The organism is Methylobacterium phyllosphaerae (assembly GCF_001936175.1).
Classification (GTDB): domain Bacteria; phylum Pseudomonadota; class Alphaproteobacteria; order Rhizobiales; family Beijerinckiaceae; genus Methylobacterium; species Methylobacterium fujisawaense.
The window spans coordinates 1,685,010-1,708,101 of the sequence record NZ_CP015367.1; the positions used below are offsets into that span (position 1 = coordinate 1,685,010).

18 protein-coding genes are annotated in these 23,092 nt (G+C 73.3%); 7 read left to right on the forward strand and 11 right to left on the reverse strand.

The features are described 5' to 3' along the window. Positions 1-134: 134 nt before the first annotated feature. Positions 135-455, reverse strand: coding sequence for an Hpt domain-containing protein (locus MCBMB27_RS07415; RefSeq protein ID WP_075380151.1), 321 nt, complete (start codon positions 453-455; stop codon positions 135-137). 290 nt (positions 456-745) lie between these two features. Between MCBMB27_RS07415 and MCBMB27_RS07420 the strand changes: the two genes are divergently transcribed. Continuing rightward, positions 746-8,224 carry an apolipoprotein A-IV repeat region-like domain-containing protein gene (locus MCBMB27_RS07420; RefSeq protein ID WP_075380152.1) on the forward strand — a complete coding sequence of 2,493 codons (7,479 nt, stop codon included), beginning with the start codon at positions 746-748 and terminating at the stop codon, positions 8,222-8,224. Positions 8,225-8,439: 215 nt separating this feature from the next. Here the strand turns inward: MCBMB27_RS07420 and MCBMB27_RS07425 are convergent, their stop codons facing one another. Further along, positions 8,440-8,880, reverse strand: coding sequence for a DUF1489 family protein (locus MCBMB27_RS07425; protein WP_053608474.1), 441 nt, complete (start codon positions 8,878-8,880; stop codon positions 8,440-8,442). A gap of 148 nt (positions 8,881-9,028) precedes the next feature. After that, positions 9,029-10,168, reverse strand: coding sequence for a hypothetical protein (locus tag MCBMB27_RS07430; RefSeq protein ID WP_075380153.1), 1,140 nt, complete (start codon positions 10,166-10,168; stop codon positions 9,029-9,031). A gap of 137 nt (positions 10,169-10,305) precedes the next feature. Here MCBMB27_RS07430 and MCBMB27_RS07435 point away from each other — a divergent pair, with 137 nt between their 5' ends. The 5 genes from MCBMB27_RS07435 to MCBMB27_RS07455 all read left to right on the forward strand — a co-directional run bounded on the left by MCBMB27_RS07435 (position 10,306) and on the right by MCBMB27_RS07455 (position 15,373). Next, a complete protein-coding gene (locus tag MCBMB27_RS07435; protein WP_075380154.1) occupies positions 10,306-11,481 on the forward strand; it encodes an MFS transporter in 1,176 nt (391 codons plus the stop codon). Positions 11,482-11,529: 48 nt separating this feature from the next. Then, positions 11,530-12,684, forward strand: a complete 1,155-nt coding sequence (locus MCBMB27_RS07440; RefSeq protein WP_043355836.1) for an ABC transporter permease — start codon at positions 11,530-11,532, stop codon at positions 12,682-12,684. Between the two features lie 10 nt (positions 12,685-12,694). Further along, positions 12,695-13,480, forward strand: a complete 786-nt coding sequence (locus tag MCBMB27_RS07445) for an ABC transporter ATP-binding protein (protein ID WP_170861809.1) — start codon at positions 12,695-12,697, stop codon at positions 13,478-13,480. Positions 13,481-13,587: 107 nt separating this feature from the next. Next, on the forward strand, positions 13,588-14,670 hold the full coding sequence (locus MCBMB27_RS07450; protein WP_043757166.1) for an MlaD family protein: 1,083 nt from the start codon (positions 13,588-13,590) through the stop codon (positions 14,668-14,670). 121 nt (positions 14,671-14,791) lie between these two features. After that, complete coding sequence (locus tag MCBMB27_RS07455) at positions 14,792-15,373, forward strand: ABC-type transport auxiliary lipoprotein family protein (RefSeq protein WP_043382003.1); 582 nt, start codon at positions 14,792-14,794, stop codon at positions 15,371-15,373. Between the two features lie 7 nt (positions 15,374-15,380). Here the strand turns inward: MCBMB27_RS07455 and MCBMB27_RS07460 are convergent, their stop codons facing one another. From MCBMB27_RS07460 to thiE, 3 genes are all read right to left on the reverse strand, one after another. Further along, entirely contained in the window at positions 15,381-16,007 is a 627-nt protein-coding gene (locus MCBMB27_RS07460; protein WP_043355842.1) for a helix-turn-helix domain-containing protein, read from the reverse strand. 124 nt (positions 16,008-16,131) lie between these two features. Beyond that, a complete protein-coding gene (gene thiD, locus MCBMB27_RS07465; RefSeq protein ID WP_075380155.1) occupies positions 16,132-16,947 on the reverse strand; it encodes a bifunctional hydroxymethylpyrimidine kinase/phosphomethylpyrimidine kinase in 816 nt (271 codons plus the stop codon). After that, positions 16,944-17,654, reverse strand: a complete 711-nt coding sequence (thiE, locus tag MCBMB27_RS07470; RefSeq protein ID WP_075380156.1) for a thiamine phosphate synthase — start codon at positions 17,652-17,654, stop codon at positions 16,944-16,946. Before thiE ends, thiD begins: the two co-directional genes overlap by 4 nt. Before the next feature lie 199 nt (positions 17,655-17,853). Here thiE and MCBMB27_RS07475 point away from each other — a divergent pair, with 199 nt between their 5' ends. Then, entirely contained in the window at positions 17,854-18,849 is a 996-nt protein-coding gene (locus tag MCBMB27_RS07475) for an NUDIX hydrolase (RefSeq protein ID WP_043355850.1), read from the forward strand. 424 nt (positions 18,850-19,273) lie between these two features. Here the strand turns inward: MCBMB27_RS07475 and MCBMB27_RS07485 are convergent, their stop codons facing one another. From MCBMB27_RS07485 to MCBMB27_RS07505, 5 genes are all read right to left on the reverse strand, one after another. Further along, positions 19,274-19,555: a DUF333 domain-containing protein gene (locus tag MCBMB27_RS07485; protein ID WP_051045067.1), complete on the reverse strand. Its 282-nt coding sequence runs from the start codon at positions 19,553-19,555 to the stop codon at positions 19,274-19,276. A gap of 14 nt (positions 19,556-19,569) precedes the next feature. Continuing rightward, entirely contained in the window at positions 19,570-20,388 is an 819-nt protein-coding gene (gene panB / locus MCBMB27_RS07490) for a 3-methyl-2-oxobutanoate hydroxymethyltransferase (RefSeq protein WP_043355852.1), read from the reverse strand. A gap of 180 nt (positions 20,389-20,568) precedes the next feature. Further along, positions 20,569-21,165 carry a rhodanese-like domain-containing protein gene (locus MCBMB27_RS07495; protein WP_075380157.1) on the reverse strand — a complete coding sequence of 199 codons (597 nt, stop codon included), beginning with the start codon at positions 21,163-21,165 and terminating at the stop codon, positions 20,569-20,571. Between the two features lie 2 nt (positions 21,166-21,167). Next, positions 21,168-22,007, reverse strand: coding sequence for a quinoprotein dehydrogenase-associated SoxYZ-like carrier (locus MCBMB27_RS07500; RefSeq protein ID WP_051045068.1), 840 nt, complete (start codon positions 22,005-22,007; stop codon positions 21,168-21,170). A 42-nt stretch (positions 22,008-22,049) separates the two neighbouring features. Beyond that, positions 22,050-23,018: a quinoprotein relay system zinc metallohydrolase 2 gene (locus tag MCBMB27_RS07505; RefSeq protein WP_052083604.1), complete on the reverse strand. Its 969-nt coding sequence runs from the start codon at positions 23,016-23,018 to the stop codon at positions 22,050-22,052. Between the last annotated feature and the right edge of the window lie 74 nt (positions 23,019-23,092).

The following is a 23,092-nucleotide window of genomic DNA, read 5'->3' on the forward strand; positions in this document are numbered from 1 at the left end:
GCTGGGGGCTCCGGGCTCGCGTCGAGCGCACTCTGTCCGACGGGCGGCGTGCCTGCTTGGCGGCTGGAAACGCGGAATGCAAGCGCGGCATTAGACACCGGTCCCGGATCGATCGCCGCATTGCGGCGACCCCGTCAGGCCCGGGCCTCCGCGATCTCCGCCAGCGCTTGCGCGACCGCGTCCGCGAGGTCGTCGACCGGCACGGGCCCGGTGCCGTCCCGTAGGCGCGCCTCCGCGGCATCCGCCAGGGCCCGCACGCGCACGGCCCCGACGCCGGCGGCCGAGCCCTTCAGGGTATGGGCGAGGTCGGCGCGCGTGTCCCGCGGCACGGCCGGGTCGGCGAGGCGCGGCAGGATCGACCGGCACTGGCCGGCGAACAGATCCAGGACCTCACGGGCCAGATCGGCGTCGCCACCGGTCTGGGCGTCCAGTTCCGCGGGGTCGATGGCCTGCATGCTCGGGCTCCCGGCATCCGGATTCGTCGGGGATTGCGGATCTGATCCACACAATTCACCCCCTGATTCGCCGGGTGGGGATCGCGCCGGACCCCTCCCCTGCGGCAGGATGGTGGACGCGGTGAGCGACGGGCGCGGTAACCATTCGGTTAACGTTTTCTGGGGCCAGTCGAGGGCTCGGGTATCGGCAGTCGCTGCCTGAGTTTAGTCTTGTAATGGTAAACGGGGCGTTGCGTCTCCGGCATCAGCCTTCCCCAAGGCGTCGGTGAACCCGTGTAACGAGGCGTTGAATGGCGACCGAGAAGAAGCTGAAGGACCCGGCCGAGGCCGCGCTCTCTGCGATCGAGCAGGCGCTGAACCTCGACGCCCTGACGCCGAACGGCACCGATGGCCGCGCCGAGCCACGCCTGCCCGATGTAGGTGACGCCGAGCCGCTCCTCGACGGCGGCCTCGATGCCGCCGGGCGGACCATGCCGCCGCGCCTCGATCTCGACCCGCCGCTCGCCTCCGACCTGCCGCCGCCGGGCCTGGACCGCCCGCGCCGCGAGGGCGGGCTCCTGCCCCCCGACCGCTCGCTGGTGGCCAACGACGACCGGCGCAACATCGGCATCCTGCAGCAGACCCTGCGGGTGCGCTCCTCGCCCAAGCCCTACCTGCTCGCGCTCGCCGCCGGCGCCGTCTGGATCGGCGCCCTGGTGCTGATCGCATGGTCGAAGTCCGAGGGCGACCTGCGCGCCGTCGTGTCGGGGCTCTCTGCCCTGCAGGCGAGCGTCGGCGCCGCGGCGCTGTTCGGCCCGGTGGTGCTGTTCGTGATCGCCGCCATGCTGGCGGTGCGCGCCCAGGAGATGCGCCTCGTCGCCCGTGCGGTGGGCGAGGTCGCGGTGCGTCTGGCCGAGCCCGAGAGCTTCTCCACCGACGCGGTCCTGACCATGTCGCAGACCGTGCGCCGCGAGGTGGCGGCGGTGGGCGACGGCGTCGAGCGGGCGCTCGCCCGGGCCGGCGAGCTGGAGACCCTGGTCCGGGGCGAGATCGCCACCCTGGAGCGGGCCTATTCCGACAACGAGATCCGCATCCGCTCCCTCGTGGACGAGCTCGTGGCCCAGCGCGAGGCGATCGTCACCAACGCCGACCGGGTGCGCAGCGCCATTGCCGGCTCCCACCAGAGCCTGAGCCAGGACCTGGAAGGCGCCTCGGACCGGATCGTCTCGGCCGTGACCGGCGCGGGTGAGCGGGTGACCGGCGCCCTGGAGACCCGCGGCGCCGCGATCACCGCCTCCCTGGGCGAGGCCGGCGACCGGGTGGTCAACCTCATGACCGCCCGCGGCAGCGACCTCGTCGACACCCTCGCGGCCACCAGCCAGGAGGTGCGCGGCGCCATCCAGGAGGTCGGCGAGACCCTGACCCGCAGCTTCGAGGATCGCGCCGGCGCGGCGACCGGCGCCTTCCAGGCCGCCGGCACCACCCTGGCCGATCGCCTGTCCGAGAATGCCGGCGCCCTCACCCGGACCCTGGAGGAGACCGGCAGCCGCGTCAGCGACGCGCTGGAGCGCCAGGCCGGCACCGTGCGCGAGAGCTTCGAGCGATCCGTGACGGGGCTGGAATCCGTCTTCCTGTCCCGGGGCTCGGAGCTGACCGAGCGCTTCGGCGCGATGGGCGCCGACATCACCGCCCGCTTCGCCGAGACCGGCTCGGCCCTCACCCAGGACATCGCCGGCCGCGGCCTCGCGCTGCGCGCCGAGATCGAGAGCGCCGGCCTGTCGGTCGCCGAGACGATCGAGGGCCGCGGGCGCGATGCCCAGGCTGCCCTGGCGCTGGCGGCCAGCGGCGCCGGCGAGACCCTGACGGCCCGTGCCGGCGCCGTGCGCGACGACCTCGTCGGCACCGCCGAGCGGATCGCCGAAGGGCTGTCGGAGCGCGGAAGCGCCCTCGCCGAGCGGATGGACGGCATCGCGGCGCGCCTCGACGAGACCGTGACGGTTCGGGCCGCGGACCTGGAGCACCGGGTCGCAGCCGCGGCCGAGCAGGCCGGCGGCAGCATCGCGCACCGGACCGAGACGGTGGCGGCGCGCCTGGAGGCCGCCTTCGCGGCCCTGGGCCAGGGCTTCGAGGCGGGGGCCTCCTCGGCGGTCCAATCCCTGCGGGGCACCGTCGAGAGCCTGTCGGGCGAGATCGACGGCCGCACCGCCGAGGCGGTCGCGGCGCTCCAGCGCGGGGCCGAGGCGGCCACCAGCGCCCTGCGCGGCACGACCGACGAGGCCACCGGCGCGGTCGAGGCCCGGACCCTTGAGGCCGTGCGGGTGTTCGAGCGCCGGGTCGCGGATTCCGCCACCACCCTGTCGGCGCGCACCGAGGAGGCCGCCGCAGCGCTGCGCGCCGCCGCCGATCAGGCCGGCCAGGCCGCCGAGACGCAGACGCGGGATGCCGCCGCCCGGCTCACCGCGGCCCTGGAGACCCTGCGCACCGCCTCCGGCGAGGTCACCGGCGCCGTGGAGGCCGAGACCGCGATCCTCACCGCCCGGTTCCGCGACGCCGCCGACCGCGCCGGCACGGAACTCGGCGAGCGCGGCACGGCCGCCGTCTCGGCCGTCCGCGCCGCCCTCGACGACCTCAACCGCGAACTCGCCGCCCGGACCGGCGACGCCACCGGCAGCCTCGCCGAGGCCGCCCGCGCCATCTCGGCCGACCTCGCCGCCCGGATCGGCGAGATGGAAGCGGCCTTCGGCGCGCATGGCCGCGGCGTCGCCGAGCTGCTCGCCAGCCATGCCGACGAGACCCAGGCCCGGATCAGCGGCACCGGCCGCGACATCGTGCTCGCCGTGGCGAGCCAGGGCGCCCGCATCGCCGACACTCTCAGCCAGACCGGTGCGAGCTTCGCCGAGACCGCCGACGGCCGGGTCCGGGCGATCGACGAGACGCTGGGCAGCCGCCTCGCCGCCCTGCAGGAGACCATCGCCCGCGGCGACATCCTGGCCGACCGGATCGGCCGCGACACCGCCGCCCTCGGCGAGACCGTCGGCGCCCGTCTGGAGGAGATGGACCGGCTCCTCACCGGCAAGGGCGAGGCCGTGGCCGAGACGATCACGGCCCGGGCCCGCGAGGCCGGCAGCCTGATCGAGACCCATCTCGGGGGCCTGGAGACGCGCTCCGCGGAGCGGGCCGCCGCGATCGCCGCCACCGTGGCCGACCTCGTCGGCCAGATCGACGGTCATCTCGGCAGCCGCACCAGCGCGGCGGACGAGGCGCTGCGCGCCCGGACCGACGAGATGGCGCGGGTCATGGCCGAGGGCCATCGCGGCCTGATGGAGATGCTGGAGGGCCGCACCAACGGCCTCGGCCAGGACATCGCCCGGCACACGGGCGAGATCGCTCGCCGGATCGAGGAGAGCGCCGGCCATTTCGACACCGGCGTCATCGGCCGCCTGCAGGCGATCGCCGAGACCCTGGACGAGCGTGCCCGCCTCGTGGACGAGAGCTTCGGCGTGCAGGCCTTCGAGGCGATCCGCCTCATCGAGGCGCGCACCCGCGCGGTGGACGAGGAGCTGGCCGGCCGGACCCGCGACCTCGTGGCGATGATCGCCGATCGGACCGGCGGCCTCGACGGCGCCATGGCCGAGCGCGTCCGCGCCCTCACCGGCACCATCGAGGAGGCCACCCGCGGCCTCGAGTCCGCGCTGGCGAACCGTGCGGAGTCGATGGTCCGGCTGGTGGACGAGCGCACCGAGAGCGCCGACGCGGCTTTGACCGCCCGCACCGAGGCCGTGCACGCCGCCTTCGCCGAGCGCGCCGACCTCCTCGGCCGTCTCATCGACGAGCGCATCGCCGCCATGTCGGGCGAGCTCGACGAGAAGGGCCGCGCCGTGTTCGGGGCGATCGGCGGCCGGATCACCGAGCTGGCCCGCCTGCTCGACCGCGGCGGCACCTCCCTCGCCGAGCTGATCGACCAGCGCGGCGACAGCGTGCTCGCCAAGCTCCAGCAGACCATCGCGGATGCCGAGCGGATGCTCGATGCCGGCGAGGGCCGCCTGGGCCACACCCTGTCGAGCCGCACCGCCGACATCAGTGGCCTGCTCGACGAGGGCGTGCGCTCGGTCCACACCCTGCTGGACGACCGGACCAACCAGATCCGCGTCATGCTGGACGACCACGCCGGCACCCTGGCCGCCACCCTCGACGGCCGCATGGGCCCGATCCACGCCGCGCTGGACGGCCGCGGGCAGGCGCTGGTCACCGCCCTGGAGGGCGCGTTCGGCTCCGCCAGCGGCGCCCTGGACGAACGGACCCGCCAGCTCGGCAGCCTGTTCGACGAGCGGCTCGGCCATCTCGAGAGCCTGGTCGACGGCCGCGGCAACCGCCTCGCCGACACCCTCACCGCCCGGGCCCAGGCCCTGCGCACCCTGTTCGAGGAGGCCCAGGCGGCCCTCGACGGCGTGGTCGAGGGCGGCGGCGGCCGCTTCGCCGCCACGGTCGATGCCCGCATCCAATCCCTGCGCGCGGTGCTGGAGGAGGCGCCCGCCGCCGTCTCGGCGCTGGTCGAGACCCGCGAGCGCCAGCTCGCCGCCACCCTCGACGCGCGCACGCAGCGCCTGCAGACCCTCTTCGAGGAGGCTCAGGCCGGCCTGCGCGACCTCGTGGACGGACGCGGCCAGGACGTCGCCGACGCCATCGCGGCCCGGACCGAGGGCCTGCGCGCGACCCTCGACGCGGCACCCGCCCAGATGGCGGACCTGCTGGATTCCCGCCTCTCGGACCTTCAGGGCCTGTTCGAGCGGGCGCAGGGCGAGATCGACCGCCTCGTGGACAACCGCGGCCGCCAGATCGCCGGGACCATCGAGCACCGCACCCAGGCGCTCCAGGCGACCATCGAGGGGGTGAACCCGGCCATCGCCGGCCTGCTCGAGGAGCGCGAGAACCGGCTCGCCGAGACCCTCAAGGAGCGGACGGGCGAGCTGCAGACCCTGTTCGATCGGGTGCAGAACCGCCTCGGCGTGCTGGTCGAGGGCACCGGCCGCGACGTGTCCGAGCGCGTCGACGCGCGCATCGAGACCCTGCGGTCGACCTTCGAGCAGGCCCGCGCGTCGATCGAGGGGCTTCTGGAGGACCGCAGCCAGGCCCTGGTGGCGGCGGCCGAGGGCCGTACCGGCGCCCTCGTGGAGGTCTTCGACACCCGGCTGCGGGATCTCGACGGCGTCGTCGAAGGTCGCACCGGCGCCCTGGTTCAGACCTTCGACGCCCGGCTGCGCGACCTCGACGGCGTCGTCCGAGGCCGTACCGGCGCTCTGGTCGAGACCTTCGACACCCGGCTGCGCGATTTCGACGGCGTCGTCGAGGGTCGTACCGGCGCCCTGGTCGAGGCCTTCGACACCCGGCTGCGGGATCTCGACGGCATCGTCGAGGGCCGCACCGCGGCCCTGGCGCAGGCCGTGGAGGCGCAGAGCGAGGCCCTGGCCCGTGGCGTCGACGCCCGTGCCGATGCCTTCACCCAGCGCATCGACAGCCGCATGCGGCTGTTCGCGACCCTGGTGGCGCAGCGCGCCGACACCCTGGCCACCGCCTTCGACGACCGCCACGAGGCCTTCGCGGGCCTGATGGACGAGCGCACGGCGTCCCTGGTCGCCGCCCTCGACGAGCGGGCGCGGGCCCATGCCGAGCAGGTCGACGCCCACAACGCGGCGCTGGCCGAGACCCTCAGCCGCCGCGAGGCCGCGCTCGCCGGCCTGATCGACGCCCGCACCGAGGCCCTCGGGGCCGGGTTCGAGCGCCGTGCCACGGCGCTCGGCGCCCTGGTGGATGCCCGCGGCGAAGCCCTGTCCCGCCGCCTCGCCGAGAGCGCCGAGACCCTGGTGCGCGCCATCGAGGAGCGCGGCGGCGCGCTCGTCGCCAGCGTCGAGGGCAGCGGCCGCGCGGTCGGCGACAGCCTGGAGGGCCATGTCGAGCGCCTGCGCGGCGCCATCGACGGGCCGATGATGGACCTGTCCCGGGCGCTCGCGGACCGGGCCGAGGCGATCGAGCGGGCGCTCGCCGAGACCGGCGTGCCCCTGGCCGAGAGCCTGCGGGCGCGGACCGAGGAACTGGCCGTGCAGTCGCGGGCCTCGGCCGAGCTGCTGCGCGCCGCCGTCGAGGACGGCGCGGGCCGCACCCTCTCGGAGCTGTTCGAGACCAACGACCGGATGGGTCGCGAACTCGGCAGCCTGCTGCAGCGGATCGAGGCCGCCAACACCGCGCTCACCGACCTCGTGGCCGGGGCCGACACCAACCTCGGCGCGATCGAGCGGGGTCTCGCCGGCCGGATCGAGCAGGTCCAGGGGGCCCTGGAGCGCATCGCCGCCGAGACCGGTCGCGCCAGCGCCGGCGTCTCGGCCCAGGTCGAGGCCCTGCGCGGCGCCGCCGACGGGGCGCTCAGCGAGGCCTCGCGCCTCGCCGAGACCCTCGACGGCCGCGGCCGCTCCCTCGGCGAGCAGACCGCCGCGCACGTGGCGGCCCTCGACCGGGCCGCGGCCTCCCTGGCGGCCATCGAGGAGCGCCTGGACTCGGCCCTGTCGGGCCGTGAGACCAAGCTCACCGAGGCGCTGGCCACCTTCGAGGCCCGGGCCGCCGCCCTGGAGCAGAACGGCAACGCCCTGGCGCAGACCATCGAGCAGACCCTGCGCGCCGCCGAGGAGCGGGCCCGCAGCGTCGGCGAGTCCCTGGCCCAATCGGCCCAGGGCGCCGGGGCCTCGGTGACGAGCGCCTTCGCCGACCTGAAGGACAGCGCCAGCGCCGAGGGCGAGAAGGCCGCCCAGGGCGTCCGGCAGGTCATCGAGGAGGCGGCCCGCGAGATGCGCAGCGGCTTCCAGGAGGCCCAGGCCAGCTTCGGCGATTCCTTCTCGGCTCTGCGCGAGATGGCGGGCTCGATCCGCGGCGAACTCGACGCGACCCGCGCCGAACTCGCCAAGGGCGTCCTCGAGCTGCCGCGCGAGACGCAGGATGCCACCGGCGAGATGCGCCGGGTGGTGGCGGACCAGATCAAGGCGCTCAACGAGCTGTCGTCCCTGGTCTCCCGCTCCGGTCGCTCGGTCGACGTCGCCCAGCCGCAGGCCCAGCCCCAGCGCCGGGTCGCGGAAGGCGGGGGCCGCGCCGTCGCGGCCGCGTCCGCCGCGGCCCCCGCGGCCGCGCCTTCGGTCGCGCCTTCGGCCGCACCGGCGGCCTCCGCCGCCCCGGCGCTCCCGGCCCCCGCGGCGGCGCCGCGCGCCGCCCCGGCCCGGATCGAGGCGCCCCGCCCCTCCGCGACCGCCCGCCCGGCACAGGCCGGCGACAAGCGCGGCTGGCTGTCCGACCTGCTGACCCGCGCCTCGCTGGACGACGACGAGGAGGAGGTTCCCGCTGCCGACGCGCCGGCCCCCGCACAGCCGGCCCGCCGGCCCGCGGTGGCGGCCGCCGAGACCGGGCGGATCGCCCTCGACACGATCTCGACCGACATCGCCAAGATGATCGAGCATCGGACCGCGGTCGACCTGTGGGAGCGGTACCGCCGGGGCGAGCCGAACCTGTTCGACCCGCGGATCTACACGCCGCAGGGCCGGGCGACCTTCGCGGAGATCCAGCGCCGGTACCGGTCGGATGCGGAGTTCCGCCGCAGCGTCGACCGCTACGTCAGCGAGTTCGAGCGCCTGCTCGGCGACGTGGTCAAGAACGACAGCGACGCCAAGCGCACCGATGCCTACCTGACCTCCGAGACCGGCAAGGTCTACACGATGCTGGCCCATGCCAGCGGGCGCTTCGACGGGGCGTAGGACGGATCCCGCCGGGGCCGAGATGGCTCCGGCGGGTTCGCAGGCCGGCGTGAGAGCTGTCCCACCCTCTCCCTCACCTGAGGGGTCCGCGGCAGCGGGCCTCGGAGGGGGGCAGGGATCGCGGCGCCGTCTGGAGGGCTCCTTCGCGGCCTCCGCCGTGCGCCGGCGCCTCAGGAGGGCGTGCGGGGGACTGAGCGGTGGGGGGCGCTATATCCTCACAGCAGGCCGAGGCCGACCAGCTCGCGCCGCAGGGCCTCGGGCATCTCGGCGAGGTCCCCCGACGCCTCGGCGCCGAGGTCGGCCGGCGCGTCGCGCGCCGTGAGGTAGCGCCAGCCCTGGAAGGGCCGGCAGGGCCGGGGCGCCACCGGGACGAGGCGCGGATCGAAGACCAACCGGCAGCGCGGGATGCCGTCCTCGCCGGTCAGCGGTTCGATCGCGGTGATCGCCTGCCGGCAGGACAGAGTCCCCCGGATCACCCAGTAGATCGAGCCGCGCCCGGTGATCTCCCGGTGACGCTTGGGCAGGGTGCGGGTGACGTGGAACGGGGCCGCGGGCCGGCCGTCCCGGAGGGCCTCCTCCCGGAACCGGGCCTGCCGGGCCTCGAGGTCGGCGATGGTGGCGGGGCCGACGCAGAGCTTGATCAGGTGCAGGGCCACGGACGTGCTTGCTCAGGATTGCCGGGGGCGGCCCTGATAGCAGGGTCCGCGTCGGGACGCGCCTGCCGAACCGCCTCAGGTGGATGCGGCGGCGCGGTCTTCCGTGCGCGCGGATGGCCGGGGCCGCGTCGGCCTCGCTCGGAAGCCGTCAGGCGAACAGGGCGAGCCGCTGCTCCGGCGTCAGCGCCGCGATCTCGGCGAAGCTCAGGGCCGGATCCTCCGGCGGCATGGCCGGCTCGGGGGCCGCCGCGACGGCCTCGCCCCAGGCCAGATCGGCCATATCCGCTCCGAGCGGGTCGTGGGGCTCCGGCGCGGCGTGGGGCTCCGGCGCGGCCTCGGCGAAGGTGCCGGTGTCAGGGGGCGAGACAGTCTCGGGCTCGTCGGCCAACCCGGGAACGGTGTCCAGGTCGGCCACCAGGTCGGCCACCAGGTCGGCCACCCTGTCGATCTCTTCGACCGGCGCCGCGACGGCCTCCGGCTCGGAATCCGCGACCCGCTCCGGTGCTTCCGCATCCGGCTCGGCCTCCGCCGAGACCGGGAGGAACACCAGATCCTCGTGGAGCGCCGGGCTGCCGGGGCGCGCCACGAGGGCGGCCACCGTGATGGCCGGTACGTCCATGGCGATGTAGCGGTCAACGTCGCTCTGGTTCAGATCGGCCGGCTCGCCGGCCGGCCGCGCGCTCCGGTGGGGCGGCACCCGCACCGCGTCCTCGCCCCAGATGGCGATCATCGCGGAGACCCGGTCCTCCAGGTAGCGCAGGGTGTAGACGATCCGGGCGGTGCGCTGCGCGGTCAGGTCCTGGAAGGAGCAGGCGGTGTAGATCGCGGTGGCGTGGCGGTCGAGGGCGTCGCAGGCCTGCGCGTCGGCCCCATGCTCGCGGAGGGTCCAGGCCGCCTCCTGGATCGACTCGGCGGCGCTGAGGATGTCGGAGGTGGCCTGCTCGGTCTCGCGCACGATGGCGTCGAGGGCGAGCGACGCCTGCGTCAGCCGGGTCTCGTCGCTGTTCGGGGCGTTGAGCGCCGCGATCTCGCCCTTGGTCCGGCTGATCGCGTCGGCCATGTCGAGAAGGTTGCCGCGCAGGTGGCCGAAAGCCTCCTGCCCGCGGTCGGCGGTGACGCTCCGCTCCAGCCGTGCGATCGCTCCGAGCAGCACCTCGGTTTCGGGGCCCCGGTTGCGCCGGGCGTATTCGGCGAGGAACCAGCGGCCGCGCTCGCTGGCGCTGATCGTCGCCTCGATCGCCTCGTACTCGGCCGACGCATGCGCGCTCGGAGTCACGGAACCGAACATGGGCCTCTCTGGACGCTGGCGGCGGGCGCGGTAGCGGCCCGCCCAGGTGCGCGCCAATCCCCGGGAATTTGACAGACTCCCTTTAACGGGCGCTTACGGACGGCCTACGGCCCCCGCCCCTCCCGTCGAGACCCGCCTTGCCCCGCCCGTCCGGCCCGGCGCGCCTGTCGCTGCTCTACGCCGTGGTGTTCACCGAGATCGGCATCGCGATGCCGTTCATGCCCCTGTGGCTCGACGCCCTGGGCCTCGATGCAAGGGTGATCGGCCTCCTGCTCGCGCTGCCGATCGCCACGCGGATCGCCGCCACGGCCCCGCTCATGAGCCTGCTCGACCGGGGCCTGGGCCCGCGCCGGCTGATCCTGCTCGGCAGCCTCGCGCTCAGCCTGACCTACGCGCTGATGCCGGCCGCAGCCGGGATCGCCTGGCCGTGGCTCGCCGCGCTCATCGTGCTCAACGCGGTCGCCGGCGCGCCCCTCGTGCCCTGCATCGACTACCTGACGCTCGCGGCCGTGCGCGGGGATTCCCGCCTCGCCTATTCGCGGATCCGGATGGCGGGCTCCGTCGCGTTCCTGCTGGCGAACCTCGCGGGCGGAGTGCTTCTGACGGCGCTGGGCGGGCGGCTCGCCGTGCCGCTTCTGCTGACCGGCCTCGCCCTCGGCGCGGCGCTGGTGGCGTGGCGCAGCCGCGCGGTGGCGGCCCTGCCGCCGTCCGCGGCGGGAGCCGGCCGGCCGCGGCTGCCGCTGAAGCTGTGGCTGTGCATCGGCGCGGCGGCCGCGATCCAGGCGAGCCACGGGGCGATCTACGGGTTCGGCAGCATCTACTGGACCAGCCAGGGGATCCCGGCGGCCTGGGTCGGCTCGCTCTGGGCGACTGGGGTGCTCGCCGAGATCGCCCTGTTCGCCGCTCTGCCCGCCCTGCCCGCCGCCTGGCGCAGCCCGGTGCGGCTCCTCGGCGCCGGGGCCGTCGCGGCGATCCTGCGGTCGGTCGGCATGTTCCTCCTCGGCGACCATCTCGCCGCGCTGGTGCCGCTGCAATGCCTCCACGGCCTGACCTTCGGGGCGACGCAGCTCGGCGCCATGGCGGCGGTCTCGGCCTACGCCCCGGACGGCGCCCGGGGCCGGGCGCAGGGCACGCTCAGCGCGGTCAATGCCGGGATCTCGGTGGTCGCGACCCTGGGCAGCGGCGTCGCCTACCGGGCCGGCGGCCCCCTCGCCTTCCTGCTCATGGCGCCGCTCGCCGCCGCGGGCATGGGGCTCGCCCTGGCCTCACGCCGCGCTTCAGGGGTGAGGTTGGAGACGGATCGTCAACCGTAATGTCGTCATAACCGCCGGGCAGGGTGGTGCCTCGATCGAGGAGTATGGGTGTTGCTGAGCGAGGGCACTGTTCCCGGCGCCTTGGCCGGCGCCGCGCTGCGGGACCGGACGGCCGACGGCCGTCTGACGCTCGACGGCCGCTGGACCGCCGACCAGGGCCCGGCCGTCGAGGCCGCGGCCGCGGGCATCGCGGCGGCCGGCCGCGCCGGGCCGGTGGCGGTCGACCTGTCGGCCATCGAGCGCCTCGACACCCTCGGCGCCTGGGTTCTGGAGCGGACCCGCGCCGAGATCGAGCAGGCGGGGGGCGCCCTCACCTATCTCAACGCACGGCCGGAGCACCGCACCCTTCTGGGGGAGGTTCGCCTGCGCGAGCCGGACGCGCCGCCGCCCCGGCGGCACGGCCCGGTCGTCGGCCTGCTCGATGCCACCGGGCGCCAGACGGTGCAGGGCGGCCATGAATTCGTCACCGCCCTCGCCTTCCTCGGCGAGCTGATCGCCGCCTGCGGACGCGTCGCCCTGCGGCCCGGCACGTTCCGCGGCAACGCCCTGATCAACCAGATCCAGCAGGTGGCGCTCAACGGCACGCCGATCATCGTGCTGATCTCGTTCCTGGTGGGCGGCATCGTCGCCCAGCAGGGGATCTTCCAGCTCCAGCGCTTCGGCGCCCAGACCTTCGTGGTCAACCTGATCGGCCTGCTGATCCTGCGCGAGATGGGCGTGCTGCTCACCTCGATCATGGTCGCCGGCCGCTCTGGCTCGGCGATCACCGCCGAGATCGGCTCGATGCGCATGCGCGAGGAGGTGGACGCGCTCCGGGTCATGGGCCTCGACCCGGTCGAGATCCTGATCGTGCCCCGGGTGCTCGCCCTGATGATCGGCCTGCCGATGCTGACGCTGATCGGCGACCTCGCGGCGCTCGCCGGCGGCGGCCTCACCGCGATGCTCTACGGCGGCCTGACCCTCGACCAGTTCCTGGTCCGGCTCCAGGCGGCGGTGGGCGTCCACCACGTCATGGTCGGCCTGATCAAGGCGCCGTTCATGGCGCTGACCATCGGGGTGATCGCCACGATCGAGGGTTTCGCGGTCGAAGGCTCGGCGGAATCGCTCGGCCGCCACGTCACCGCGTCGGTGGTGAAGTCCATCTTCATGGTCATCGTCCTCGATGGCCTGTTCGCGGTGTTCTTCGCCGCGATCGACTTCTGAGGCCGACCCGATGACCGCCCCCGCCCCGATCATCCGCGTGCGCGACCTCGTGGTCGGATTCCGCGACCGCAACATCCTGAAGGGTCTGAGCCTCGACATCCGCGCCGGTGAGATCCTCGGCTTCGTCGGGCCCTCGGGCCAGGGCAAGTCGGTGCTCACCCGGACGATCCTGGGCCTCAACCCCAAGCGGGCCGGCACGATCGAGGTGTTCGGCCGGGACGTCGACGAGCTCACCTACGCGGAGCGGCGCCGGATGGAGCAGCGCTGGGGCGTGCTGTTCCAGCAGGGGGCCCTGTTCTCGGCGCTCACCGTCAAGCAGAACATCCAGGTGCCGATGCGCGAGCACCTGAACCTGTCCGAACGCCTCCTCGACGAGTTCGCCCGGCTCAAGATCGAGATGGTCGGCCTGAAGCCCGACGCCGCCGACAAGCTGCCCTCGGAGCTGTCGGGCGGCATGATCAAGCGCGCGGCGCTCGCCCGCTCCCTGGCCCTCGACCCCGAGATCCTGTTCCTCGACGAGCCGACCTCGGGCCTCGACCCGATCGGCGCCGGCGAGTTCGACGACCTCGTCTCGACCCTCAAGGAAACGCTGGGCCTGACCGTCTTCATGGTCACCCACGACCTCGACAGCCTCTACACCGCCTGCGACCGCATCGCGGCGCTCGGCGACGGCCAGATCATCGCCGCCGGCACGATCGACGAGATGCTGGCGAGCGACCATCCCTGGCTGCGCTCCTACTTCCACGGCAAGCGCGCCCGGACCATCGCGACGGGCGGCGCCTCGGCTCATGCCTGACCCGATGCCTGATCACCGTCCCACCCAGATCCCGCCCTGCTCCCCTCCGGGTGCCGGGGCCACAGGCCCGGCCGCATCCCCGCCGGCCAGAACCGCAGGTTGAGCGCATGGAAACCCGCGCGAACTACGCCCTCATCGGGGCCTTCACCATCGCCGTCATCCTGGCGGGCTTCGGCACCGTGCTGTGGCTCTCCGGCGGCTCGTCGCGGCAGGTCAGCCAGATCGTCCGCATCGTCTTCTCCGGCTCGGTCGGGGGGCTCTCGCGCGGATCGAGCGTGAACTTCAACGGCATCAAGGTCGGCGAGGTCACCGATATCCGCCTCGCTCCGCAGGATCCCCGCCGGGTGCTCGCCACGATCAAGGTCGATCCCGCGACCCCGCTCCGGGCCGACACCCGCGCCCGCCTCGACTCGGCGATGCTCACCGGCGTCTCGGTGATCTCCCTGTCGGGCGGCAACGCCGACGCGCCGGTGCTGACCCCGATGGCCAACGGCGAGCCGCCGACCATCTTCGCCGATTCCTCCGACATGCAGGACATGATGGCGCTGGCCCGTCAGGTGGCGCAGCGGGCCGACGACATGCTCGCCCGCCTGGACAGGCTCGTCTCCGCCAACGAGGGGGCGATCAACCGGTCGCTGTCCAATGTCGAGACCTTCTCCAAGACGCTCGCCGATGCCGGCCCCAACATCTCCGCCCTGGTCAAGGCGGTGGACGGCGCGAAGCTCGGCCGCGTGATCGACAACGCCGACCGCTTCTCGGCGGCCCTGTCCAAGGCCAGCCCCGACATCGAGGCGGGCCTGCACGACGCCCGGCTGCTCGCCGGCAAGCTCAGCGCCTCGGCCGACAAGATCGACGCGGTGCTCAACGGCGCCGAGAGCTTCCTGGGCTCGGCCTCCGGCCAGGAGGGCTCCAGCACCTTCTCGGAGATCCGCGCGGCGGCGATCTCGGTGCGCGACGCCGGCAAGGCGTTCCGGACCATGTCGGAGAACCTCGACAAGCGCACCGCCAGCATCGCGACCAGTTTCGGACGGCTCAGCGGCACCGGCCGCCGGGAGGTGGAGGCCCTGTCGGGGGACGGGCAGCGGACCCTGAGCACCCTCAACCGCACGGTGCGCAGCCTGGAGCGCGACCCGAGCCAGGTGATCTTCGGCGGCAAGCCATCGTTGCCCGAATACAACGGTGGGCGCTGAAAGCGCGCGGCGCCGGACGGATGTGTCCCGGCGCACGGCACGGATGCCGCAGCGGATTAGTTTTAACCGCATAGCTTTTACAGCTCCGCTGCTCGCCGGCGGAGTTTCTCAGGTCATGTGTATGGTCCGCTCGTCCCACATCCTCGCCGCCGCGCTGTTCGCCGCCCTCCTGGGCGGCTGCGGCGGCGGTGTGGCGCCCCTCACCTTCGACCTCGCGGCGCTGCCCCCCGCGGGCCGGCCGATCGCGGCCGGCCGTTCGATCGTGGTGTCGGAGCCGGTGGGGATCCAGCCCTTCGAGGCCGACCGGATCATCGTGCGCGAGAACGGCGGGGCGCTGTCCTTCCTGGGCGGCGGCCAATGGGCCGACCGGCTGCCGCGCCTGATCCAGACGCGGCTCATCCAGAGCCTGGAGAATTCCGGCCGGCTCCGCTCGGTGAGTCGACCCGGCGACAAGGTCGTGGCCGACTACCAGCTGATCAGCGAGATCCGCGCCTTCGATGTCCAGGCCGCGACCGGCGAGGCGGTGGTCGACCTGTCGCTGAAGCTCGTAGCCGACGGCACCGGCAAGGTCGCCGCCGCGCGGATCTTCACGGCCCGGGTCCCGGTGTCCAAGATCGATGCCGGAAACGGCGCCCGCGCCCTCGATCAGGCGCTGGTGACCGTGCTCGCCGACGTGGTGCGGTGGGTGAACAGCGGGCGGTGAAACCGCCTCACTCCATCACGGCGGCCTTCATGATCACCACCATGGTGGCCCGGGCCGGGCCGTCCGTGCAGCGGATGAGGTGGGGCCGGTCGCAGCGGTAGCGCAGGGTCTCGCCGGCCCGCGCGCGCTGCACGCTGCCGCCGATCTCGACCTCGAACGCGCCCTCGGCGACCGACAGCGATTCCACCGAGCCGCGCTGGTGCGGGTCCGAGTCGAGGACGCCGCCGAGATCCGCCGTGACCTCGTACCATTGCAGCCACTCGATCGTCTTGAGCCAGCCGATGATCGCGAGCCGCACCTTCCCGTCCTCGGAGACGAGGATCGGCGTGTCGGCCCGGGAGGTCTTCTCGATGAAGGGCTCCTCGTCGCCCGCCGCCAGCACCCGCTCGATGGACACGTCCAGCGCCTGCGACAGGCGCCAGATGGTCGCGAGGGTCGGATTGGTCTCGTTGCGCTCGATCTGGCTGATGATCGATTTGGCCACGCCGGACTGCTCGGCGAGTTCCGAGAGCGACAGGTTGTAGGCCTTGCGCAGCCGCTGGATGGTCTTGCCGAGCTGCCCGGAGAGCGCCTGCGCGCCGGTCAGCAGGTCGCGCCCGCGCCCCCGGTCGGGCCGTTCCGCCTGATCCTGCATCGTCACCGGTCCGCCTGTACCGTTCCGTTATCCGAACGATCGTGCGCTTCTTCAAACGCAATCGCCGCCCGGTTGCAAGGCAGCGGGCGGCAGGGGCGCTGGAAAGTGCCGGCTCGGGCGTGGCCTACGACCAGAGAGCGTGGAAGTGATGAACCGGCCCGTGGCCCGTCCCGACCGCGAGCTGGTCGGCGGCGGCGAGGGCGGCCGTGAGGTAAGCCTTGGCGGCCGCCACCGCCTCAGGCAGATCCAGGCCCTGGGCGAGTCCCGCCGCCACCGCGGCCGAGAGCGTGCAGCCGGTGCCGTGGGTGTTGGCCGTAGCGATTCGCGGCGCCGAGAGGGTCCGCAGGGTGCCGTCCGCCGTGACGAGGTGGTCGATGCTCTCGCGCCCCACGCCGTGGCCGCCTTTGATCAGCACCGCCCGGGCGCCCAGCCCCACGAGCCGCCGGGCCTGGGCCACGATCGTCGCCGCGTCCGTGGCGACGGCCTCGCCGAGGAGCACCGCCGCCTCCGGCAGGTTGGGGGTGATCAGATCGGCCCGCGGCAGCAGCCGCTCGCGGAGCGTCGCCACGGCCGCGTCCGCGATCAGCCGGTCGCCGCTCGTGGCGACCATCACGGGATCGAGGACGACCGGGATCGCCCCGGCGTGGCGCGCCAGCCCCTCGGCCACGGCGGCGATCACGGCCACCTGCGACAGCATGCCGATCTTCACGGCCTTCACGACGAGGTCGGAGAACACGCTGTCGATCTGCCGGGTAACGAAGTCCGGCGGCACGTCGTGGATGCCCTGGACCCCCGTCGTGTTCTGCGCGGTCAGCGCCGTGATCACGCTGGCCCCGTAGACGCCGAGCGCCGAGAAGGTCTTGAGATCCGCTTGGATGCCGGCGCCCCCGCCGGAATCCGAGCCCGCGATCGTCACCGCGATGGGCGCGGGGTCGCTCATCGCGAGGCCGCCCGCTCCGCCAGGGCGGCGTCGATCCGCGCGCGCAGGTCGCTGGCGCGCTGGCGCACCGAGTCCGCGCCGAACAGGGCGGTGATCACCGCGACGCCGTCCGCCCCCGCGGCGATCACCGCGGCGGCGTTGTCCAGGTCGATCCCCGCGATGGCGCCGAGCGGCAGGTCCGCCCCGCGGGCGAGGCGGGCGCGGAAGGCGATGCTGGCAAAGCCGTCGAGGCCCACGGGCGGGTCGGGATTGTCCTTGCTGGTGGTGGCGAACACGCCGCCGATGCAGGCGTAGTCGACGGGAAGCCGGTACAGCTCGTCCGCCTGGGCGGCCTTCTTGAGGGTGAGACCGATGATCGCGCCCTCCCCCAGGAGGCGGCGGGCATCCGCCGGATGGAGGTCGCTCTGGCCGAGATGCACCCCGTCCGCGCCTGCGGCGAGGGCGAGGTCGACGCGGTCGTTGACGAGGACCGGGACCCGGCCGCCCACGGCTTCCAGGATCGCCCGGATCCGCCCCAGGGCGGCGCGGGCATCGGCGATGTCCTTCTCGCGGTACTGGAGCAGGGTGCAGCCCCCGGCCACCGCTTCGGCGCCGAGTTCAGCCAGCCGCGCCCCGTCGGCGCCGCAGACGCCGACGTCGAGGAGGCCGTAGAGTCGCAGGTCGACCGCCCGTCTCCCGGTCGATGCGGCGCTGGCGCTGGCTGGCATCGCTGTCGCTTTATCCTCGTTCCGGCAGAACCGCCCCGGCGGCGTCCGCGCCGGTCCCTCCCTGTTTGGGCAGGCATCGGCGCGTTGGCAAGCGCACGGGGCCGCTCCGTCCGACAGCGGCGTTGACGCGCGGCGATCCTGTCCCCCTATAGGTGGGATCCGCTCCGGCGCGTCCCGGGGGAGAGGCGGTCGAGGAACGATGAAGGGTGCGGCGGCGCAGACGGATGCGCGGGGGGCGCAGGCCTCGCCGGAGCGCTCCTCCGTAGGCCTCGTCGCGGTGATCGTCGCCGCGACCAAGGGGGAGCCGCGCGCCCTGACGATCCGCGTGCCCGACCAGGCACCGGGCCGGGGCGACGGCCTGCCGGCCGGCCCGCTGGTCCCCGAGCACGCGACCCTGGAACGGGGCCTGCGCGCCTGGGTGGAGCGGCAGACGCACCAGCGTCTGGGCTACGTGGAGCAGCTCTATACCTTCGGCGACCGGGACCGCTCCGGCACGGCGAACCTGTCCGGCGTGCATTCGCTCTCGGTGGCCTATCTGGCGCTCGTTCGCGAGGAGCGGCCGGCCGGCTTGGCCGAGGCCGCGTGGCAGAACTGGTACCGCTACCTGCCCTACGAGGATTTCCGCCAGGGGCGCCCCCGCCAGCTCGACGCCATCGAGGCGCGGCTCGCCGCCTGGGCGTCCGAGCCCGAGGAATGCGCTACCCGGACCCGCCGCCTGGACCGCCTCGGCCTGACCTTCGGCATGAACGGCGGCACGTGGAACGAGGAGCGTGTCCTGGAGCGCTACGAGTTGCTGTTCGAGGCCGGTCTGATCCCGGAGGCGAAGGGCAATCCCGGTCCGGCCCTCCCGAACGACCCGACCGGCGTGCCCATGGCCTTCGACCACCGGCGGGTGCTCGCCACCGCGATTGGCCGGCTCCGGGGCAAGATCAAGTATCGCCCGGTGGTGTTCGAGCTGATGCCCCCGGAATTCACCCTGCTCCAGCTCCAGCGCACCGTGGAGGCCCTGTCGGGGACGCAGCTGCACAAGCAGAATTTCCGCCGTCTCGTGGCGCAGCAGGGACTGGTGGAGGAGACCGAGAGCGTCACCAGCGGCGCCGCCGGCCGGCCGGCGCGGCTCGTGCGCTTCCGCCGGGAGGTGCTGCTGGAGCGGCCCGCCCCGGGGTTGCGGCTGCCGTCGCGGCGGGTGGGCTGACGAACGGGATCGATCTTTCCGTAGCGCCAGGATGCCGAGGCCCAGGCCGGCGGTGCGCCGTAGGCCGCCCCCCAGGCCTTCAGCCTGTCCTGGCCGGCCCTGCCGTCGAAGACGCGGTCGGCGAAGCTGTCGGCGCGCCCCTCCGGCAGGCCGGACGGGATGGCGTTCGTCAGGACGAGGGTGTGGAAACCGGCCTCCGGATGGAGCGACACGAGGATCTGCGCGCCGGTGCTGAAGGCGCCGGCATGGCTCCAGGCGAGGCCGTGGCGACCGTACGCGCTGGTCCAGCGTTGGTCGCCCCGTGTCGGATTCTCACCGCAGGTGTGGTCGTCGGCCGGTACAGACCGCGCCCGCGCCGGCCGTCACGGCATCCTCGAACGGGCGCGGCGCGTTCGGGATTCGCATGCGCCCGCGCGTGGCCGGGCTATCGGAACGGGTTGTCGTCGGCCGGGGGCTTCACGCCATGGAGCATCCGGTAGAGCGTCCATTCCTCGACGATCTTGTTGCCCGGCAGGGAGCAGAGCCCGATCGCGCCCCCATCCGGCAGCTTCGCGATGAGCGACCGTCCCCCCATCGTTGCGCAGAAGGCGGAGGCCGGGTTTTCCAGCGCCTGCGCCGGTCCCGGTCGGGCGATGGCGGCGCACAGCGCGAAGGCGATGACGAGCCTCTCGGCGCGACCGCCCGACGGCAGGATCGGAGGGGACATCGGCCGCCCCTGCCCTACCCGTAGGTGTGGTCGTCGGCCGGGAACCGCCCGGCCCGGACCTCCTCCGCGTAGGCTTTCACGGCCTCCTCGATATGGTTGCGCAGGCTGCCGAACTGGCGCACGAATTTCGGCGTCCGCTCGGACAGGCCGAGCATGTCCTCCAGCACGAGGATCTGGCCGTCACAGACTGCGGAGGCGCCGATGCCGATCGTGGCGGCCGTCACCCGGGGCGAGGTCGCGATGGCGCGAGCCACCGGCTCGACGATGCCCTCCAGCACGATCGCGAAGGCGCCGGCCTCGGAGATGGCGCGGGCATCCTCCAGAAGGCGGCGCTCGTCGTCGGGCCCCCGGCCCTGGACCTTGAAGCCGCCCATCGTGTTCACAGCCTGCGGGGTGAGGCCGATATGCCCCATCACCGGTACGCCGCGCTGGACCAGGAACGCCACCGTCTCGGCGAAATGGGCTCCGCCCTCCATCTTGATCGCGCCCGCGCCCGTCTCTTTCAGCACCCGGGACGCGTTGAGGAACGCCTGTTCCCGGCTGGCCTCGTAGGAGCCGAACGGCATGTCGACCACGACGAGCGCCTTCTCGGTGCCGCGGATCACCGCCTGGGCCTGGAGGATCATCATCTCCAGGGTCACGGGGATCGTCGATTCCATCCCGTGCATGACCATGCCGAGGGAATCGCCCACGAGGATGAAGTCGCAATAGGGATCGACGATGCCGGCCGTGTGGGCGTGGTAGGCGGTCAGCGCGGTGATCTTGCGCCCCTCGGCCTTGCGCTTGCCGATATCGATCGCCCGAAGCCGTCGGGACTGCACGACCTGCGACATGATTCAGATCCCTTCCGGCACCGAGGGCAAGCGCCGGTCCCCTCTCCCGTGCGGGAGTGGGACAGGATGAGGGGGTGACTCGTCCGGAAAGACCTGTTCCCTCACCCCAACCCTCTCCCGCTCGGGAGAGGGGGCGCGTCCCGTTTCATGCGTCCCTCTTACACCGCCCGGCGCCGCGGGTCAGCGCCCCGCCTGTGGCTCGGCGCCCGCCTTCCAGGCCGGATCGACCTGCAGGTTCGCGGTCTCGTGCGTCTCCTGCCAGCCCTCGACGCCCTGGGGGAACCAGCGCACGCCGGTATAGCCCTTCAGGATGAGGCGCTTGGCGGCGTTCCAGCTGCCCCAGCACTCCACGTGGCAGAACACCACCACCGGGCGGGCCTTGTCGCCGCCCGTCAGCGCGGCGACCCGTTCGTAGAACAGCGCCTCGCGCGCGGGCGCCAGGGGCTCGGCGCCGGCCTCCGGCATCCAGACGGCCCCCGGAATCGAGGGATGCACCGGAAGCCACAACCGCCCCTCCGGGAAGTTCGACGGTTTGCGGTCCGGGGCCGCCACGTCGATCAGCACCGGCTTGTCGGGGCCCGCCATCAGGGCCGCGACGGCGTCGGCATCGACCACCGTCGCCCCTTTCAGGGTCTGTGGCGTGTAGCCCTTCGGCGGGCCGGCATAGAGCCCCTCCGGCTCGGGGACGTTGACCGGCGAATCGGCCGGCGCGGCGGCGAGGCAGAGGAGTGCGGCACAGGCCGCCGCGGCCCGGCCGGTCAGGAGGAGGCGCCGCATGGTCAGTTCGTCGGGCCCGGCGGGGTGAAGCTGTGCTGCCAGCGCCCGCCCTGGTTGTCGGAAGCCGCCACCTGGATCGGCTTGCCGTCCGGCTTGAAGGCGAAGTTGATCACCGGGTTCGAGGCGATGGAGATGTCGCCCGTCATGGTGAAGACCGTCCGGTCGCCCGCCGAGACGGTGAGCTTGTCGATGTAGCGCGCCGGCGTGTAGTCGCGGGTCACCTGGTTCATCTGCATGCCCGAGAAATTCGGGTGGCGGATCATCAGCGTCGCCTCCACGGGCTTGCCGGGCTGGGTCTCGGCGAACTTCATGCGCATGTCGCCCATGCCCTTCATGGCCTCCTCGTCGCTCATGCCCATCGGGGCCGAACAGCCGCCGGACGCCTTCACGAACTGCTTGGCCTCATAGAGCTTGCCGTCCTGCGTCTCCACCACGGCGTGCATGTCGGTGTAGTTGTTGACCCGAACGCGCAGCTTCAACTCGGCCGGGTCGGCGGCCGGTCCGAACTCGAACTTGGCCGCGTAGGGCGCCGGGTTGTCGTCGATGATCAGCGAGACCGCCTTGATCTGCCCGTCGTTGGGCATGGTCAGGGTGATCGGCACCAGGGCGGCGTCGAGCGCCCGGGCGGGGGCGTCGATCTTCACGAGGCTGTCGGTCTGGGCGATCTGGCGGTCGCCGAAGATCGACTTGGCGATCTCCTGCCAGCGGGCCGCCCGCTCCTGATCGGTATCGGAGGCGCCCGCCGCCTGCGCAGCGTGGACGAGGGGGCCGGACAGGGCGGTCGCCGCCAGGGCGGCGCCGAGGGCGAGGGTGGAGAGGGTCTTTCCGATCCGGTGGGTCATGGCGTGCCTCCCGTTGTCATCCGATATGGGGATCCGAAAATCCTATTCCCACTCGAGTTCCTGATAGGCCACGGTGACGTTGCGGCCGTTGTAGGTCTCGAACAGCGCCCACTTGTCCCGCTGGTCCGCGGCGACGCGCGTCACCGCCTTCTCGATGGGGACGTCCTTGGCGATCGCAGCCCGGGTCCCGTCGCGGAGGGCGGTCAGGTAGCCGGTAAGGTCGGACAGCGCCGGGGCGAGATCCACCGCGACGGGGCCGTGGCCCGGCACCGCCCGTGAGGCGCCCATGGCCTTCAGGCGCTCGATCTCGCTCAGCCAGCCCTTGAGGCTGCCGTCGAGGGACGGGATCCGGTTCACGAACAGCAGGTCGGCGGGGAACAGCAGGCCGCTGCCGGAATCGATCATCGACAGGTCCGAGGTGGTGTGCGCCGGCCCGTGCGCCGTGAAGGTCAGGCGCCGGTCGCCGAGGTCGATCTCGGCCGTCTCGGCCACGCTCATCGTCGGGTAGACCACCGGCCCGGTCCGGTCCTCGCCCAGGAGATCGATCAGGCGCTTGCGGTAGAACTCGCCCCGGGCCGAGAGCGCCTCGGTGAGCTTGGCGTGGCCGATGAAGACCGGCTTGTCCTGGACGAACGCCCCCGCGCCGAAGACGTGGTCGGGATGGACATGGGTCAGCACGACGTGGGTGATCGGCTTCTGCGTGCGCTTGACGATCTCGGCGCGCAGCCACTGGCCGTCCGCGAGGCTGCCGCCGGATTCCGTCACCAGCACGCCGCTCTTGCCGACGAGGAAGCCGATATTGGCGATGGCGTCCGCATTGTCGGAGGTTGCGTCGGCGATCAGGCCCTTGCGCACGAACACGCCCGGGCCGACCTCCTCCATCGTGAAGCTCTCGGCGGCGCGGCCCAGCGTCGGCAGGCAGCACAGGCAGAGCCCCGCGAAGAGCGCGTGCCGCCGCGTCAGCCCGGCGCCGGCGGCAAACGTCCTCGGATGGACGGCGGATGCCGTCATGCCGAAACCTCCCGATCTTGATTGTCTACCATTAAGTAGGTAGATTGCACCTCCGTCAAGGGGTGGGCCGGGAT